Annotated in this window: 16 protein-coding genes; 5 read left to right on the top strand and 11 right to left on the bottom strand. The window is 66.8% G+C overall.

Annotated features, from left to right (window positions below):
• Positions 1 to 48: 48 nt before the first annotated feature.
• The 5 genes from ACWMMN_RS07505 to ACWMMN_RS07485 form a co-directional block, all read right to left on the bottom strand.
• Positions 49 to 2,283, bottom strand: a complete 2,235-nt coding sequence (locus tag ACWMMN_RS07505; RefSeq protein WP_174991403.1) for a RelA/SpoT family protein — start codon at positions 2,281 to 2,283, stop codon at positions 49 to 51.
• A 44-nt stretch (positions 2,284 to 2,327) separates the two neighbouring features.
• Positions 2,328 to 2,681, bottom strand: a complete 354-nt coding sequence (locus ACWMMN_RS07500) for a RidA family protein (protein ID WP_021162422.1) — start codon at positions 2,679 to 2,681, stop codon at positions 2,328 to 2,330.
• A gap of 81 nt (positions 2,682 to 2,762) precedes the next feature.
• Positions 2,763 to 3,659, bottom strand: coding sequence for an alpha/beta fold hydrolase (locus ACWMMN_RS07495; RefSeq protein WP_486423168.1), 897 nt, complete (start codon positions 3,657 to 3,659; stop codon positions 2,763 to 2,765).
• 201 nt (positions 3,660 to 3,860) lie between these two features.
• Positions 3,861 to 4,502 carry a CoA transferase subunit B gene (locus ACWMMN_RS07490; RefSeq protein ID WP_006476194.1) on the bottom strand — a complete coding sequence of 214 codons (642 nt, stop codon included), beginning with the start codon at positions 4,500 to 4,502 and terminating at the stop codon, positions 3,861 to 3,863.
• A 1-nt stretch (position 4,503) separates the two neighbouring features.
• On the bottom strand, positions 4,504 to 5,208 hold the full coding sequence (locus ACWMMN_RS07485) for a CoA transferase subunit A (RefSeq protein WP_486423167.1): 705 nt from the start codon (positions 5,206 to 5,208) through the stop codon (positions 4,504 to 4,506).
• A 223-nt stretch (positions 5,209 to 5,431) separates the two neighbouring features.
• On the opposite strand from ACWMMN_RS07485, the gene ACWMMN_RS07480 reads away from it, so the two are divergent.
• Complete coding sequence (locus ACWMMN_RS07480) at positions 5,432 to 5,977, top strand: PAS and helix-turn-helix domain-containing protein (RefSeq protein WP_174991402.1); 546 nt, start codon at positions 5,432 to 5,434, stop codon at positions 5,975 to 5,977.
• Positions 5,978 to 6,091: 114 nt separating this feature from the next.
• Here ACWMMN_RS07480 and ACWMMN_RS07475 read toward each other — a convergent pair whose 3' ends face one another.
• Both ACWMMN_RS07475 and ACWMMN_RS07470 read right to left on the bottom strand, forming a co-directional pair.
• The gene (locus ACWMMN_RS07475; RefSeq protein ID WP_174991401.1) at positions 6,092 to 6,532 is read right to left on the bottom strand and encodes an acyl-CoA thioesterase; all 441 of its coding nucleotides are present in this window, start codon (positions 6,530 to 6,532) and stop codon (positions 6,092 to 6,094) included.
• A gap of 32 nt (positions 6,533 to 6,564) precedes the next feature.
• Entirely contained in the window at positions 6,565 to 7,347 is a 783-nt protein-coding gene (locus tag ACWMMN_RS07470) for an SDR family oxidoreductase (protein ID WP_059234728.1), read from the bottom strand.
• A gap of 178 nt (positions 7,348 to 7,525) precedes the next feature.
• Between ACWMMN_RS07470 and ACWMMN_RS07465 the strand changes: the two genes are divergently transcribed.
• Positions 7,526 to 9,199: an electron transfer flavoprotein-ubiquinone oxidoreductase gene (locus tag ACWMMN_RS07465; RefSeq protein ID WP_059234730.1), complete on the top strand. Its 1,674-nt coding sequence runs from the start codon at positions 7,526 to 7,528 to the stop codon at positions 9,197 to 9,199.
• Positions 9,200 to 9,346: 147 nt separating this feature from the next.
• Here ACWMMN_RS07465 and aroC read toward each other — a convergent pair whose 3' ends face one another.
• The 3 genes from aroC to ACWMMN_RS07450 form a co-directional block, all read right to left on the bottom strand.
• On the bottom strand, positions 9,347 to 10,447 hold the full coding sequence (aroC, locus tag ACWMMN_RS07460) for a chorismate synthase (protein WP_059234733.1): 1,101 nt from the start codon (positions 10,445 to 10,447) through the stop codon (positions 9,347 to 9,349).
• Positions 10,448 to 10,689: 242 nt separating this feature from the next.
• A complete protein-coding gene (locus tag ACWMMN_RS07455; RefSeq protein ID WP_059234736.1) occupies positions 10,690 to 12,624 on the bottom strand; it encodes an MFS transporter in 1,935 nt (644 codons plus the stop codon).
• A 139-nt stretch (positions 12,625 to 12,763) separates the two neighbouring features.
• Positions 12,764 to 13,225 (bottom strand): CBS domain-containing protein, encoded by a 462-nt coding sequence (locus tag ACWMMN_RS07450; RefSeq protein WP_059234738.1) that lies wholly within the window; start codon positions 13,223 to 13,225, stop codon positions 12,764 to 12,766.
• Between the two features lie 157 nt (positions 13,226 to 13,382).
• Between ACWMMN_RS07450 and ACWMMN_RS07445 the strand changes: the two genes are divergently transcribed.
• Positions 13,383 to 13,700, top strand: coding sequence for an Mpo1-like protein (locus tag ACWMMN_RS07445; RefSeq protein WP_059234740.1), 318 nt, complete (start codon positions 13,383 to 13,385; stop codon positions 13,698 to 13,700).
• A 16-nt stretch (positions 13,701 to 13,716) separates the two neighbouring features.
• On the opposite strand, the gene ACWMMN_RS07440 is transcribed toward ACWMMN_RS07445, so the two are convergent.
• Complete coding sequence (locus ACWMMN_RS07440) at positions 13,717 to 15,048, bottom strand: YihY family inner membrane protein (RefSeq protein WP_059234741.1); 1,332 nt, start codon at positions 15,046 to 15,048, stop codon at positions 13,717 to 13,719.
• 145 nt (positions 15,049 to 15,193) lie between these two features.
• On the opposite strand from ACWMMN_RS07440, the gene wrbA reads away from it, so the two are divergent.
• Together wrbA and ACWMMN_RS07430 are read left to right on the top strand one after the other, a co-directional pair.
• Entirely contained in the window at positions 15,194 to 15,814 is a 621-nt protein-coding gene (wrbA, locus tag ACWMMN_RS07435; protein WP_340624054.1) for an NAD(P)H:quinone oxidoreductase, read from the top strand.
• Positions 15,811 to 16,203, top strand: a complete 393-nt coding sequence (locus ACWMMN_RS07430; protein WP_059234745.1) for a DUF2069 domain-containing protein — start codon at positions 15,811 to 15,813, stop codon at positions 16,201 to 16,203. The genes wrbA and ACWMMN_RS07430 overlap by 4 nt, the downstream gene beginning before the upstream one ends.
• Positions 16,204 to 16,212 lie beyond the last annotated feature (9 nt).

Below are 16,212 nucleotides of genomic sequence, written 5' to 3'. Positions count from 1 at the left end.
GCAAGCGTTTTTATGCGGTCGCAGCAAAATAATGGGGCGCCAACCCCATCATGACTTCCGCCCCGCCCGCACCACGCCCTGCACCTCGCCGAGCAGCGTGCACGCGCGCTGCACCTGCGCCGAATTCGACACCTCGACCGTGAACTGCATGAATGCCGCATTGCGGCGGCTCTGCGTCTTCACGCCCACGACGTTCATCTTTTCGCGCGCGAACACTTCGGAGATGTCGCGCAGCAACCCTTGCCGATCGCTCGCCTCGATCATCAGGTCGACCGGATAGACGGACGCACCGCGCCCGCCCAGCACGTCGGCCGACCAGGTCGTCTGCAGCACGCGTTCCGGCGCGCGCTCGACCATCCGGCGGAACGTCGGGCAGTCGGTGCGGTGAATCGACATCCCCTTGCCGCGCGTGACGAAACCGCTGATCGGATCGGGCGGCGCCGGACGGCAGCAGCGCGCGAGCTGGGTCAGCAGCGCGTCGACGCCCACCACCAGCACACCGGTGGACGCGCCGTGCGCCACGCTTGCACCGCTGCTGCGCTTCTCGAAATCGGCTGGCGCCTCGGGCGCCGGTTCCGGCGGCGGCGCATCGGACAGTGCGTGCTCGACGTTGCGCAGGCTGAACTCTTCCTTGCCGACGACCGAAAACAGCTCCTCGGGCGACTTGAAGCCGAGCTTCGCGGCGAGGTTGTCCAGGCTGACCGACGTCTTGCCTTCGCGCTGCAACGTCTTTTCGACGAGCGCCCGGCCGTGCGCGACGTTTTCTTCCTGCTCGATCGAGTTGAACCACGCACGCACCTTCTGCCGCGCGCGCGGGCTCTTCATGTAGCCGAGCTGCACGTTCAGCCAGTCGCGCGACGGTCCGCCCTCCTTCACCGCGACGATCTCGACCGTCTGGCCGTTCGCGAGCGACGTGTTCAGCGGCACCATCACGCCGTCGACACGTGCGCCACGACAACGGTGGCCAAGCTCGCTGTGCAGGTGGTACGCGAAATCGACCGGCGTCGCGCCCTGCGGCAGCGCAATCACGCGCGCCTGCGGCGTCAGCACGTAGATGTGGTCGTCGTCGAGCGACGTCTCGCGCAATTGCGCCCACGCCTGGTCGCCCGACACCTCGGTGCCGTCCTCGACGTCGTCCTTCCACGCCAGCAACTGGCGCAGCCACGCGATCTTCTCGTCGTACTTGTCGCTTGCCGAGAACTGGCCGCCGTACCCGCGCGCGCCGGCCTCCTTGTAGCGCCAGTGGGCGGCCACGCCGTACTCGGCGAAACGATGCATCTCCTGCGTGCGGATCTGCACCTCGAACGCACGACCGTCGTCGCCGATCACGACCGTATGCAGCGACTTGTAGCCGTTCGGCTTCGGCCGCGAGATGTAGTCGTCGAATTCCTTCGGCACCGGCTGCCACAGGTGATGCACGATGCCGAGCACCGCGTAGCAATCCTTGATGTCCGGCACGATCACGCGAAACGCGCGCACGTCGTACAGCTCGGAAAAATCCAGTTCCTTGCCGCGCATCTTGCGCCAGATGCTGTAGATATGCTTCGGCCGGCCGCTCACGTCGGCCTGGATGTTCGCTTCCGCCAGCTCGTGCTGCAGCCGCCCGATCGCCTGCGTGACGTATGCCTCGCGCTCGATGCGCTTCTCGTCGAGCAGCTTCGCGATCCGCTTGTAGGTGACGGGATCCTCGAAGCGGAACGCGAGATCCTCGAGCTCCCACTTCAGTTGCCAGATACCGAGACGGTTCGCGAGCGGCGCATAGATCTCGAGCGTCTCGCGCGCAACGTCGGGCGGCGGGTCGATCTTCATGGCCGCGTAGTAGCGCAGCGACTGCAACCGCGACGCGAGCCGGATCAACACCACGCGGATGTCCTGCGCGAACGCGAGCAGCATCTTGCGCAGCGCCTCGATCTGCGTGCGCCGCTCCTCCGCCGCGTCGCGCCCGGCGTCGGGCACGGCATTCTGCGCGGCACGCAGGCTGACCGTGCCGAGCCTCAGCAGCTTGCGCACGTCGGACACGAGCCGCGCCACTTCTTCGCCGAAACGCTCGGTGAGCTCACGCTCCGGATTGCTCAGGTGCGGCGTCAGCACGAACAGCGCGGCGGCCTGCATCGCGGACGGATCGACGTTCAGCGTGCGCATGATCGCCGCGGTACCCGCCGAGTGATCGGCGAGCAGCTCACCGGACGACAGGCGCGCGTCGCCGGCCCGCTCGCGCACGAACGCGAGCACGTCGTCGAACGACGGCGCCGCGACGGGGGAAGCGGAAACGGACTCGGTCATTGCACGGCCTGGCGGAATACGGTCATCGTCGGGTAACGCCCAGTTCAGCTCCGCTGCGCGGCGACCACCACGATTTCGACGAGCAGCGCCGGATCCGCGAGCTTCGCCTCGACGGTCGCGCGCGGCGGCGTGTTGCCCTGCGCGACCCATGCGTCCCATTCCGCATTCATGCCGTCGAAGTTCGCCAGATCCGAGATGTAGATCTGCACCGACAGCAAATGCGCCTTGTCGCTGTTCGCTTCGGCGAGCAGGCGATCGATGTGGCCGAGCACTTCGCGCGTCTGGCCCTTGATGTCCTGCGTGGTGTCTTCGGCGATCTGGCCGGCCAGATACACGGTACCGTTGTGGATCGCGGTTTCGGAGAGACGGGCCCCGACGTGGTGACGAATGACTGCCATGGAATGTTCCGGTCGTGAATGGGTAAGGAAATCGGACGGCAGCACGGCCCGCGTGCCGCCGAACCGCATATTATGACGCGTTTATGCGTCGCCTTCGACGAAAAACCGCCGTGCGAGCGCAATCTGGTCGGCGCTGACGAATGCCGGCGCGTGGCCGGCACCCGGAATCTCCGCGTGCGTCACATGCCGGCCGCGACGCACCATGTCGGCCACCGTCTCGCGCGACAGCAAGTCGGACGTCTCGCCGCGCACGACGAGCAGCGACGCCTCCGTCGTCTCGATGGCATGCCACAGCGCGGCCTCGCCAAGCGCGGCCAGTTCGGGCGTTGTCGCCTTGAACGGCTCGGCGATGCGCGGATCGTAGCGCATCGTCCAGCCGCCTTCCGGCAGCTCGCGCAGCAACGGCCCGTTGATCTCGCGCCACTCGTCGGCACTCAGCGCGCCGAACGGCAACGACAGCGACGTCAGATAGTCGATGGCCTCCTGCTCGGTGTCGAAGCGCGGCTGCACGCCGAGATATTCGCCGATGCGCGTCAGCGAATCGTGCTCGATGCGCGGACCGACGTCGTTGACGATCATCCGGCGCAGCGGCGAACCGGGCAGCCCCGCGAGCGCCATGCCGATCAGGCCGCCCATCGACGTGCCGAACCAGTCGACCGATTCGACGTCGAGCCGTGCGATCAGCGTCACCATGTCGGCCACGTACTGCGGAATCGCATAGAGCCGCGGATCGGCCAGCCGGTCAGACCGGCCACGTCCGGCGACATCGGGGCAGACGACGCGATACGTATCGGACAGCGCGGCGGCGAGCCGGTCGAAATCACGCCCCGAACGCGTCAGGCCATGCACGCAGACCAGCACACGCGGATTGGCGGGATCGCCCCACTCGGTATAGGCGATGCGATGAAGGCCGGCGGCACTCGCACACTGCACGCGCCGCTGGCGGGGAACCGGAGGATTCGCTGGGGTCGTTGGCATCGTTGGCATCCTGTCGAGAACGGGGGGCGACGCGCGGGGCAACGCTTGCGACGCCCGATGCCAACGATTGTAAACCGCTTCCGTCGCACGGGTCGGCTCATCGGCCCCCGAACCGGCGTCCCGCCGAGGCGCAATGACAAACGCCCCGCCTGCCGTCGGCCGGCAGGCGGGGCGTCGAATCCGCGCCGATGCGCGGCGGGTTTATGCGACCGCGCTGACGTCGAGCGGCGCGCCCGTCTTCGCCTGGATCTCGTCGGCGCTCACGCCGTCGGCGAGCTCGAGGACCTTCAGGCCGGCCGGCGTCACTTCGATCACGCCGAGATCGGTGATGATCAGGTCGACCACGCCGACACCCGTCAGCGGCAGGTTGCACTCTTCGAGGATCTTGTGCTGGTCGCCCTTCGCGACATGCTCCATCAGCACGACGACACGCCCGACGCCCGCGACGAGGTCCATCGCGCCGCCCATCCCCTTGATCATCTTGCCCGGGATCATCCAGTTCGCGAGGTCGCCCTGCTTGCTGACCTGCATCGCGCCGAGGATCGCGAGATTGATGTGGCCGCCGCGAATCATCGCGAACGAGTCGGCCGACGAGAAGATCGACGAGCCCGGCAGCGTCGTGACGGTCTGCTTGCCGGCGTTGATCAGATCGGCGTCGACTTCGTCTTCGGTCGGCGACGGGCCGATGCCGAGCAGGCCGTTCTCCGACTGCAGCCACACCTCGACGCCTTCCGGCACGTGGTTCGCGACGAGCGTCGGCAGGCCGATGCCGAGGTTCACGTAGAAGCCGTCTTGCAGTTCCTTCGCCGCGCGCGCGGCCATCTGGTCACGATTCCAGGCCATGTCAGTCTCCTTTCGCGCGTACGACGCGTTGTTCGATGCGTTTTTCCGGCATCGCGTTCAGCACGATGCGCTGCACGAAAATCCCCGGCGTATGGACCTGGTCCGGATCGAGCGCGCCATTCTCGACGATCTCCTCGACCTCCACCACGGTGATCTTGCCGGCCATTGCGCACATCGGGTTGAAGTTGCGCGCGGTGCGGCGGTAGATCAGGTTGCCGGACTTGTCGGCCTTCCACGCCTTCACGAGCGCGACGTCGGCCGTCAGCGACGGCTCGAGCACGTAGTGGCGGTCGCCGAACTGGCGCGTTTCCTTGCCTTCCGCGATCACGGTGCCGTAGCCGGTATTCGTGAAGAAGGCGGGAATGCCCGCGCCGCCCGCGCGCAGCTTCTCGGCGAGCGTGCCTTGGGGCGTGAATTCGAGCTCGAGTTCGCCGGCCAGGTACTGACGCTCGAACTCCTTGTTCTCGCCGACGTACGACGAGATCATCTTCTTGATCTGGCGCGTTTCCAGCAGCAGACCGAGGCCGAAGCCGTCGACGCCCGCATTGTTGCTGATGCAGGTGATGCCCTTGACGGCCGAATCGCGCAATGCCGCGATCAGCGCCTCGGGAATCCCGCACAGGCCGAAGCCGCCCACCGCGAAGGTCTGTCCGTCGCGGACGATCCCTTCCAGCGCGGCAGCCGCGCTTGGATAGACTTTGTTCATCAGTTGTCCCTTCCTCTATGGAAACCAGCAAAACCGGTTCACGCGCCCACCTGGGCCGCAAGCCTGCCGCATCATTCTATGCATGCGCGGCAGTGCCTGCGTCGAAGCGCGCTGTTTTTATGTCGCGGCAACCCGCCACGAGATGCCTGAAAGGGTACGATGCGGCGCGGATGCGGCACAATACGCAAAAATACATAAGCGTTTGCCTCCGCTTGCCCGCGCCATGCCCGCTCTCGATTACCAGACTGCCTTCCACCTCGCGCCGCTCGGTCTCGTGCTGTCGCGCGACCGCGTGATCGAGGATTGCAACGACGCGCTCGCGTCGATCTTCCGCTGCGCGCGGGCCGACCTGATCGGAAAATCGTACGAGGTGCTCTACCCGTCGACGGACGAATTCCAGCGCATCGGCGAGCGCATCGCGCGCGTGATGGCCGCGAACGGCATCTACTCGGATGACAGAATCATGAAGCGCGCGGACGGCGAGCTGTTCTGGTGCCACGTGACGGGCCGCGCACTCGACCGCACCGCGCCGCTCGCGGCCGGCGTGTGGACCTTCGAGGATTTGAGCGCGACACGCCGCGTCGCGGTCGAGCTGACCCCGCGCGAGCGCGAGATCGCCGCGCAACTCGCCACCGGCAAGACCAGCAAGCAGATCGGGCGCGTGCTCGACATCAGCTCGCGCACGGTCGACATCTACCGCGCACGGCTGATGCGCAAGTACGGAACGAGCAATACGCCGGAGCTGCTGCAGCGCCTGCTCGGGCAGTGAACGCGCAATGGATGGCGCGCCCGAATGACGATCGGCCGCGCATGGCGGCCGATTCGGGTGACAACAGGCATGGCGACTCACCGGCACGCCGTGCCGACGTCACCGCATCGGCACTCAGCCGACCTTCGCCGCGAGCGCGCGCTCGATCGTGTCGCGCAGCAGGCGCGGCAGTTCCACCGACTTGCCGAGCGCGTAATCGACCCACACGCAACGCGCGTTGCCACGCGCATAGACATGCTGCGGATCATCCGCGCGCGTGAGTTCGAACCCGGTGTCGAAACTGCTTCGGCCCGGTTTCGCGGCCGACATCTTCGCGATCACGTCGCCCGGATAGTGCAGTTGCTTGAGGAATTCCATCGACGCCGTGACGATAACGGGCCCCTGCCCCTCGCCGTTGCCGCCGGCGATGCCGAGCTGCTCGAACCACGAAATCCGCGCCTGCTCCATGTAGCGGAAATAGACCGTGTTGTTCACATGGCCGAACGCATCCATGTCGCCCCAGCGGATCGGCATCGACATCTCAAAAACGGGGGAGTAATCGCTTGTTTCACTCATTGCAGTCTTCTTTGTTGCTGAATGTCATCCGCTCAGGCGAGGCCGAAGCCGTCATCGGCGGAGATAATCGAGCCATTGATGAACTGCGACTCGTCGGCCGCGAGCAGCAACAACAGCCCGTCGAGATCCTGCGGCTTGCCGACGCGCCGGCGCGGCAGTATCGACTGCAGCTTCTGGCCCTGCTCGGATTCCCACAGGTAATGATTGATTTCGGTATCGATATAGCCCGGACAGATCGCGTTGACGTTGATCCCGTGGCGCCCCCACTCGAGCGCCATCGCGCGCGTCATCTGCACGACCGCGGCCTTGCTCATCGCAAACAGCCCGATCTGCGGGAACACGCGCAACCCGGCCACCGACGCGATGTTGATGATCCGGCAAGGCGGCTTGCCGTTGCTGCTCCCGTTCGCGCGCATGATCATCCGCTTCGCGACTTCCTGTGCGACGAAAAATGCGCCGCGCGTGTTCGTATCGAACACGGACTCGAAATCCTCCGGCGTCACGTCGACGAGCTTCTGCATCGTCGAGACGCCCGAATTGTTCACAAGGATGTCGATTGTGCCGGCTTCCGTCTCCGCATGCGCGACGGCCGCCTTGATGCTCTGGATGTCGGTCACGTCGAGCGACACGACGTGCGCGGCGCCGCCGGCCGCCTCGATCTCCGCGCGCAGTTCCTTCAGGCGCTCGACGCGGCGGCTCGCGAGCACGACCTTCGCGCCGGCCTGCGACAGTACCTGCGCAAAGCGCTGACCGAGGCCGCTCGACGCGCCCGTGACCAGCGCAACCTTGCCTTCCAGATTGATCGATCGACCCATTTGCACATCCCCTTTCGATGTCGTTTCACCCGCCCGGGCGGCACAGCCCAGGCAGCCTTACCCTAGCACAAAAATAGAACGATCGTGCTAATCTGCCCGCATGTTGTTGCGGCAAGCGTTTCGTTTCGCAGACAATACGCTCCCGAATAAAAGCATTCTAACGGTTAGAGGAACGCCAATGACCCCCGCAAGCCTCATCGAGCAATACGGCCCGCGCGAATCGATGGAATACGACGTCGTGATCGTCGGCGGCGGCCCCGCCGGGCTGTCGGCGGCGATCCGGCTCAAGCAGCTGGCCGCCGAGAAAGGCACCGAGATCGGCGTGTGCGTGCTCGAGAAGGGTTCCGAGATCGGCGCGCACATCCTGTCGGGCGCGGTGATGGACCCGCGCGCGATCAACGAACTGTTCCCCGACTGGAAGGAACGGGGTGCGCCGCTCGACGTCGAGGTGACGGAAGACCGCTTCCTGTTCCTGTCCGAGAAAAGCGCGGTCACGACGCCCAACTGGGCGCTGCCCGCCAACTTCCAGAACCACGGCAACTACGTGATTTCGCTGGGCAACGTCACGCGCTGGCTCGGGGCACAGGCCGAAGCGCTGGGCGTCGAGATCTTCCCGGGCTTCCCGGCCGCCGAGATCCTGTACAACGACGACGGCTCGGTCAAAGGCGTCGCGACCGGCAACATGGGCGTGGGCAAGGACGGCGAGCCGACCGAGAACTTCCAGCTCGGCATGGAGCTGCACGCGAAGTACACGCTGTTCGCCGAAGGCTGCCGCGGCCACCTCGGCCGCCAGCTGATCTCGAAGTTCAAGCTCGACGCGAACGCGGAGCCGCAGGCGTACGGGATCGGCATCAAGGAACTGTGGGAAATCGATCCCGCGAAGCACAAGCCGGGCCTCGTGATCCACACGGCCGGCTGGCCGCTGAAGTCCGATACGTACGGCGGCTCGTTCCTGTATCACATGGACAACAACCAGGTCGTGGTCGGCTTCGTGGTCGGCCTCGGCTACACGAACCCGTACCTGTCGCCGTTCGAGGAATTCCAGCGCTACAAGACGCATCCGTCGATCCGCGCGTTCCTCGAAGGCGGCAAGCGCGTGTCGTACGGCGCGCGCGCGATCACGGCAGGCGGCCTGCTGTCGCTGCCGAAGACGGTGTTCCCGGGCGGCGCGCTGATCGGCGACGACGCGGGCTTCCTGAACGCATCGCGGATCAAGGGCAGCCATGCGGCGATCAAGACCGGCATGCTGGCGGCCGACGCCGCGTTCGACGCGGTGCAGGCCGGCCGCCAGAGCGATGAACTCAACGCGTACCCGGACGCGTTCAAGCAGTCGTGGCTGTACACGGAGCTGTATCGCGCGCGCAACTTCAAGCAGTGGATGGCCAAGGGCCTGTACCTGGGCACGCTGATGGTCGGGCTCGAGCAGAAGGTGATGGGCGGCAACGTGCCGTGGACGCTGCACCACAAGCATGCGGACCACGAGATGCTGAAGCCGGCGTCGCAGTGCGAGCCGATCGAATATCCGAAGCCGGACGGCAAGCTGACGTTCGACCGGCTGTCGTCGGTGTTCATCTCGAACACGAACCACGAAGAGAACCAGCCGGCGCACCTGACGCTGAAGGATGCGAACGTGCCGGTGAACGTGAACCTGCGCACGTACGCGGGGCCGGAGGGGCGTTTCTGCCCGGCGGCGGTGTACGAGTTCGTGAAGAACGACGACGGCAGCGATCGCCTGGTGATCAACGCGCAGAATTGCGTGCACTGCAAGACCTGCGACATCAAGGACCCGACGCAGAACATCGTGTGGGTCACGCCGGAAGGCGGCGGCGGGCCGAATTACCCGAACATGTAATCGGACCACCGCCGATCCGCCGGAACGCGCCGCCACGAGCGGCGCGTTTTTTGGGGTCGCTGAAAACGAAACGGGGCGCTGCCTGAAGCAGCGCCCCGTTTTGCATTCCCGGCACGTCCGCCAGGCGACGCGCCCCGCCCGTTTGCGTCAGGTCGCGCTGCCGGCAATCTTCGGCGTCGGCGTCTCGACGTCGCCGCACTGCGCGCGATGGCGCAGCGCATGGTCGATCAGCACCAGCGCGAGCATCGACTCGGCGATCGGCGTCGCACGAATACCGACGCACGGATCGTGACGGCCGAACGTTTCCACCGTCGCTTCGTCGCCGGCCTTCGTGATCGAACGGCGCGGCGTACGGATGCTCGACGTCGGCTTGATCGCGATCGACACGGTGATGTCCTGCCCCGTCGAAATCCCGCCGAGCACGCCGCCCGCGTGATTGCCGACGAAACCACCCGGCGTCAGTTCGTCGCCGTGCACCGAGCCGCGTTGCGCGACACTGTCGAAGCCCGCGCCGATCTCGACGCCCTTCACCGCGTTGATGCTCATCATCGCCTTCGCGATATCGGCATCGAGACGGTCGAACACCGGCTCGCCCCAGCCGACCGGCACGCCCGACGCGACGACGTCGATGCGCGCGCCGATCGAATCGCCATCCTTGCGCAGCGCATCCATGTACGCCTCGAGTTCCGGTACGACCGCCTCATTCGGCGAGAAGAACGGGTTCTCGTGCACGTGCGACCAGTCGACGAACGGCACGTCGATCTCGCCGAGGCCGCTCATGTAACCGCGCACCTCGACGCCGAAGCGCTCGCGCAGCCACTTCTTCGCAACGGCACCCGCACCGACGATCGGCGCGGTCAGGCGTGCGGACGAACGGCCGCCGCCGCGATAGTCGCGGATGCCGTATTTCTGCCAGTACGTGTAATCGGCGTGACCGGGACGGAACGTCTCGACGATGTTGCCGTAGTCCTTGCTGCGCTGGTCGGTGTTGCGGATCAGCAGCGCGATCGGCGTGCCGGTCGTCACGCCTTCGAACACGCCCGACAGGATCTCGACCTCGTCGGCCTCCTGCCGCTGCGTCACGTGCCGCGACGTGCCGGGCTTGCGGCGATCGAGCTCGACCTGGATGTCGGCTTCGGTCAGCCCCATCCCCGGCGGGCAGCCGTCGATCACGCAGCCGATCGCGGGACCGTGCGACTCGCCGAAGGTCGTGACAGTGAAAAGCGTGCCGAGGGTATTGCCGGACATGATGGAACCGCCCAAAGTGAAATGGGCAAACCGATGCGCTACCCGGGCCGCGGGCAGGTCGATCGTTTGCCGGTCGAGAAAAAGAGGTAAGCCGCTATTATGCCAGCCGTCCCGGGCCCGCGGGCCGCATGACATGCCGGCCGGGCGCACGACACGTACACGGGCAGCCCGGCCAGTGCCGCCCGACGGCCGTTCCGGCCCGGCGGCCAGCGGATGCCGGCACGGAACCGGCCGGCGCCCGCCTACTTCCGCGCGCCGCGCAGCTCGGTCACCGCCGCCTGCAGCGACTCGGGCGTCGCGACCGACGCCGGGACCGGCTCGCCGACCGCCAGCGTCAGACGGCTCATCACGCCGCGCTTGATGGGGCGCGGCATCCGTGCGTCGGAATGCCGCGAGAAATAGCTGCCCCACAGCCCGCGCAGCGCCATCGGGATCACCGGCGCCGGCGTGCGGCCGAGGATCTCGGTGATGCCGTGGTGGAACGTGTTGATGTCGCCCGTCTTCGTCAGCTTGCCCTCGGGGAAGATGCACACGAGTTCGCCTTCCTTCAGCGCGGCTTCGCACAGGTCGTAGGCGCGCGCGAGCATCGCGGGATCCTCGTGGCGCGGCGCGATCGGGATCGCCTTCGCGTGCCGGAACACCCAGCTCGCGAAGCGCGTCTTGAAGATCCGGTGATCCATCACGAAACGGATCGGGCGCGGGCTCGCGGCAGCCAGCACGAGTGCGTCGACGTAGCTGACGTGGTTGCACACGAGCACGGCCGCCCCTTCCGCGGGAATCCGCTCCCCGTGGACGAGACGGATCCGGTAGAAGGTGTGCACGAGCACCCACGCGACGAAGCGCAGCAGGAACTCGGGCACGAGCAGGTAGATATACGTCGCGACGATCACGTTCAGCAGCGCGGTGACGAGGAACAGCCCCGGGATGTCGACGCCGGCCTTGGTCAGCCCCATCGCCATCACGGCCGACAGGATCATGAACAGCGCGTTCAGGATGTTGTTCGCGGCGATGATCCGCGCGCGGTGCGTCGGCGCACTGCGGCTCTGGATCAGCGCGTACAGCGGCACGCTGTAGAAGCCGCCGAACATCGCGAGCAGGAACAGGTCGGCCAGGATGCGCCAGTGGCGCGCGCCGGCCAGGAATTCGCCGACCGACAGCAGGTGGCCGGGCGACGGCAGCGCGTGGCTCGCGAAATACAGCTCGATCGCGAACACGCTGATGCCGATCGAGCCGAGCGGCACGAGGCCGATCTCGACGCGCCGCTGCGACAGCCGCTCGCACAGCAGCGAGCCGAGGCCGATGCCGACCGAGAACGTCGCGAGCAGGATCGTGACGACGTCGGGGCTCGCGGACAGCACGTCCTTCGCGAAATTGAAGAACGACGTGAGGAACGTCGCGCCGACGAACCACAGCCACGAGATGCCGAGCAGGCTCAGGAACACGGTGCGGTTCTGGCGCGCGAGCGCGAGATTGCGCCAGGTCTCGCTGACCGGATTCCAGTTGATCACGAGATCGGGCTGCGGCGCCGGCGTCGACGGCACGCGCTGCGCGACGAGCCGCCCCGCCAGCGCGATCACGACGACGCTCACCGCGAGCACGCGCTCGCCGGCGCCTTCGATGCCCGCGGCCGCGCCGCCGATGATCGTGCCGATCAGGATCGCGATGAACGTGCCCATTTCGACGAGGCCGTTGCCGCCGACCAGCTCATGCTCGCCGAGATGTTGCGGCAGGTACGAATACTTGACGGGCCCGAACAGCGTCGAGTGCATCCCCATCATGAACGTGCACAGATACAGCAGCGTCGCGCTGTGCGTGACGAAGCCGGCCGCGCCGACCAGCATCAGCACGATCTCGAAGCTCTTCACGAAGCGCGTGAGGGTCGCCTTGTCGTATTTGTCGGCGATCTGGCCGGACGTCGCCGAGAACAGCACGAACGGCAGAATGAAGATCGCGGAGATCAGGAACGCGGCCGTCTTCGCGTCGACGCCGGAGAACCGCGCGGTGTGATAGGTGACGAGCGACGTAAAGCCGATCTTGAAGACGTTGTCGTTCAGCGCACCGAGGAACTGGGTCGTGAAGAACGGTGCGAAACGGCGCTCGCGCAGCAGGTCGAACTGCGACGCGTGGGCACGACGTTCGTCGCGCCGCTCCGAAGAAGCTTGCGTTTGATCGCTCATGCGGAATACGCGCGCATCGTCTTGGCGAAGCTGCGCGGGCCTTGTGTTGTCGTTGAAAAAAAGGCGGCGCAGGACAAGCCTGCGCCGCCGTGTGCCGGATGGCGGCGCCCATGCATCCAGGTGCCGGGCGCGGCGTGGTTCACGGCTTGTGCGCTTCGGCTTCCGATTCCGACTCCGGCCAGTCGCGGATGTACGCCTTCAGCATGCGGTTCTCGAAGCTCTGCGCCTCGACGACCGTCTTCGCGACGTCGTAGAACGAAATGACGCCCATCAGCACCTTCTTGTCGAGCACCGGCATGTAGCGTGCGTGACGCTCGAGCATCATCCGGCGCACTTCGTTGACGTCGGTTTCCGGCGTACACGTGAGCGGCTCGTCCATCACCTTGCGCACCTGGACGTCGCCGATCGCGCCGCCGTTCACGTGCAGGCGCAGGATGATCTCGCGAAACGTCAGCATCCCGACGAGATCGCCGTACTCCATCACGACGAGCGAACCGATATCGTGTTCGGCCATCGTATCGACCGCTTCGCGCAGCGGCTTATCGGGCGTCACCGTAAACAGCGTGTTGCCCTTCACTTTCAGAATATCGCTGACGCGCATCGTAGTCCCCTCATGCTTGAATGCAAAATCTCTTTCGATCCTATCGGAAAGCCTGTCAAAAGGAAAGCGCGGCCCCGCGCGGCGGCCCGCCCCCGCTTGCGGACACGGGCCGGCCGCCGCACAATGGCCCTATCGACGGCGGCCCGAGGAGACGGCCATGGCGCATACGCATTCCGAGCAATTCGCCAGCTTCGCTGATTTCTACCCGTATTACCTGAACGAACACCAGAACCTGACGTCGCGGCGGCTGCATTTCATCGGCTCGCTCGGCGTGATCGGCTGCGTCGCGATGGCGATCGCGACCGGCTACTGGCTGTGGCTGCCGGCGGCGATCGTCTGCGGCTACGGGTTCGCGTGGGTCGGACACTTCTTCTTCGAGAAGAACCGCCCGGCCACGTTCCGGCACCCGATCTACAGCCTGATGGGCGACTGGGTGATGTTCAAGGACATCTGCACCGGCAAGATTCCGCTGTAGCCGCCGGAATCCGCCTTCACGCAGGCCGCGGCGGCCGCGCGTGCGGGTCGGGCACGGCGTCCGGCGCCTGCCCGGCGATCCCGGCCGGCTGTGCGCCCGCGAGCCGGTGCGCGGCGATCAGCGACGCGAGCGACACGTCGAACCGGTCGCTCGACAGCACCGCGAGCAGCGCCGCGCCTTCGACGTGGCTGCGGCGCCGCTGCAGTTGATAGGTCAGTTCCGTGCGGTCGATCACCAGCACGTCGAACAGTTGCGCGAGCGTCAGCTGCTCCGGATTCGCGAGCAGGATGTAGCGCGGCGTGGTCTCGCCGCCGCCGTCGAGCCGCGCAATCCATTCCCGCTCCTCCATCGTCGTCAGCAACCGCTGCGCGGTTTCCATGTCGCAGCGCAGCATCGTCGCGAGCCGCATCGCCGTATAGCCGCGCTTGCCGGCCGCGCGCGCTTCGGCCAGCCGCGCGAGCAGCTCCAGCGCGTCGAGCAGGTCGCTGCCCGGATAGTGGATGCGGTGAAACTGCCCGACGCGGATCGCCGGCAGCGCCGACGCCACCATCGCGCCGAGGAGCGCGATGAACCAGCTCAGGTACACCCACAGCAGGAACACGGGCAGCGCCGCGAACGCGCCGTAGACGGCCGTGTAAGTCGGAATGCGCCGCACGTAGTAGCCGAAGCCGCGCTTCGCGAGCTCGAACGCGACGGCCGCGAACAGCCCGCCGATCACCGCGTCGCGCCACGCGACCGCGCAGTTCGGCAAGTACACGTACAGCAGCGTGAACGCGAGCACCGTCAGCGGCAGCGACGCGAGCGCGAGCAGCCACTCGACGATCGACGTGGACGGCCCCGCGCCGGTGAACGCGAGCGACTGCGTGAACAGGTACGACGAGATCGACAGGCTCACGCCGAACAGCAGCGGGCCGAGCGTGATCAACGCCCAGTAGGCGAGCACGCGCTGCGCGAACGGCCGCGGCTTGCGCACGCGCCAGATCAGGTTGAACGCCGATTCGATCGTCATCATCGTCATCACCGACGTGACGACGAGCACGATCAGGCCGGCCGTCGTCAGCCCCTTGGCCTTCGACGCGAACTGGTTCAGGTACTTGAAGATCTGGATGTTGAACTGCGCGGGCATCAGGTGGTCCGCGAGGAACCCCTGCAGCGAGATCTGGAACGACGCGAACATCGGGAACGCGGTGAACAGCGCGAACGCGACCGTCACGAGCGGCACGAGCGCCAGCATCGTCGTGAAGGTCAGGCTGCCCGCCACTTGCGGGATGCGATCCTCGGCGCTGCGCCGGGCCGCGAACTGCGCGAGGCGCTTGATGGTGTCGAGATCGACGCTCAACTTCGGCAAACGGCTTCTCCTTCTCGATGCCGCGCGCCTCACGGCGCGCCGCCGCCGCGCTGCGCGACGGCTTCAGCCCCTATAATAGCCGCTCGATTCCAGCAGGGGCCGACTGCACCGGGCACGCGCGCGGCCGCACGCGGCTCCGTCGCCCATGAAAGACATCCTCGTCCTCTATTACAGCCGCCACGGCGCCACGCGCGATCTCGCGCTCGCCATCGCGAACGGCATCGACAGCGTGCCGGGCATGCAGGCGCGCATCCGCACCGTGCCGCCCGTATCGACCGTCTGCGAAGCCACTGCCCCCGACATCCCCGCCGACGGCCCGCCTTACGCGGAACTGCGCGACCTCGAGGAATGCGCGGGCCTCGCACTCGGCTCGCCGACCCGCTTCGGCAACATGGCCGCATCGCTCAAGTATTTCCTCGACGGCACGACACCGCAATGGCTGTCGGGTGCGCTGACCGGCAAGCCCGCGAGCGTGTTCACGTCGACGGGCAGCCTGCACGGCGGCCAGGAATCGACGTTGCTGTCGATGATGCTCCCGCTGCTCCATCACGGGATGATGATCGTCGGGATCCCGTACACCGAATCGGCACTCAGCACCACGCGCACCGGCGGCACGCCGTACGGCGCGTCGCATGTCGCGCACCACGATCGTACGGCGTCCGGCGGGCTGTCCGCGGACGAGAAGGCGCTCGCGGCCGCGCTCGGCGTGCGGCTTGCGCGCGCGGCGGCCGCCCTGTCAGCCGCCCAAGGCGCCGAGGCCGCATGAACGCCCCCGCCCGCCCCGCCGTCGCAGCCCGGCCGCGCTACGCGCTGGCCGCCGCCGCGTGCCTCGTCGCGTTGATCGCCCTGTCGCTCGCCTGGGAGCTGTGGCTCGCGCCGCTGCGCCCGGGCGGCTCCGCGCTGATGCTCAAGGCCGTGCCGCTCGCGCTCGCACTGCCCGGCGTCTGGCGGCGTAACATCTATACGATGCAGTGGGCGAGCATGCTGATCCTCGTCTATTTTGCCGAAGGCATCGTGCGCGGCATGTCCGATCGCGGGCTGTCCGCGACGCTCGGCTGGTGCGAGACCGCGCTTGCCGTCGGCTTCTTCGTGGCGGCGCTGGCATACGTCGCGCCGTTCAAGCGCGCGGCCAAGCAGTCGCGCGCCGCGTCCTGACCCTTACGC

The organism is Burkholderia cepacia complex sp. TUM26381, from assembly GCF_057439935.1.
The sequence above is the reverse complement of the archived record's forward strand: the minus strand, read 5'-3'. Positions and strand labels throughout refer to the sequence as shown.

Coding starts and splice junctions, on each gene's coding strand:
- aroC (WP_059234733.1), bottom strand. CDS start 10,447: ATGTCCGGCAATACCCTCGGCACGCTTTTCACTGTCACGACCTTCGGC.
- ACWMMN_RS07490 (WP_006476194.1), bottom strand. CDS start 4,502: ATGGCCTGGAATCGTGACCAGATGGCCGCGCGCGCGGCGAAGGAACTG.
- ACWMMN_RS07480 (WP_174991402.1), top strand. CDS start 5,432: ATGCCCGCTCTCGATTACCAGACTGCCTTCCACCTCGCGCCGCTCGGT.
- wrbA (WP_340624054.1), top strand. CDS start 15,194: ATGAAAGACATCCTCGTCCTCTATTACAGCCGCCACGGCGCCACGCGC.
- ACWMMN_RS07430 (WP_059234745.1), top strand. CDS start 15,811: ATGAACGCCCCCGCCCGCCCCGCCGTCGCAGCCCGGCCGCGCTACGCG.
- ACWMMN_RS07475 (WP_174991401.1), bottom strand. CDS start 6,532: ATGAGTGAAACAAGCGATTACTCCCCCGTTTTTGAGATGTCGATGCCG.
- ACWMMN_RS07465 (WP_059234730.1), top strand. CDS start 7,526: ATGACCCCCGCAAGCCTCATCGAGCAATACGGCCCGCGCGAATCGATG.
- ACWMMN_RS07495 (WP_486423168.1), bottom strand. CDS start 3,659: ATGCCAACGACCCCAGCGAATCCTCCGGTTCCCCGCCAGCGGCGCGTG.
- ACWMMN_RS07470 (WP_059234728.1), bottom strand. CDS start 7,347: ATGGGTCGATCGATCAATCTGGAAGGCAAGGTTGCGCTGGTCACGGGC.
- ACWMMN_RS07505 (WP_174991403.1), bottom strand. CDS start 2,283: ATGACCGAGTCCGTTTCCGCTTCCCCCGTCGCGGCGCCGTCGTTCGAC.
- ACWMMN_RS07485 (WP_486423167.1), bottom strand. CDS start 5,208: ATGAACAAAGTCTATCCAAGCGCGGCTGCCGCGCTGGAAGGGATCGTC.
- ACWMMN_RS07450 (WP_059234738.1), bottom strand. CDS start 13,225: ATGCGCGTCAGCGATATTCTGAAAGTGAAGGGCAACACGCTGTTTACG.
- ACWMMN_RS07455 (WP_059234736.1), bottom strand. CDS start 12,624: ATGAGCGATCAAACGCAAGCTTCTTCGGAGCGGCGCGACGAACGTCGT.
- ACWMMN_RS07500 (WP_021162422.1), bottom strand. CDS start 2,681: ATGGCAGTCATTCGTCACCACGTCGGGGCCCGTCTCTCCGAAACCGCG.
- ACWMMN_RS07445 (WP_059234740.1), top strand. CDS start 13,383: ATGGCGCATACGCATTCCGAGCAATTCGCCAGCTTCGCTGATTTCTAC.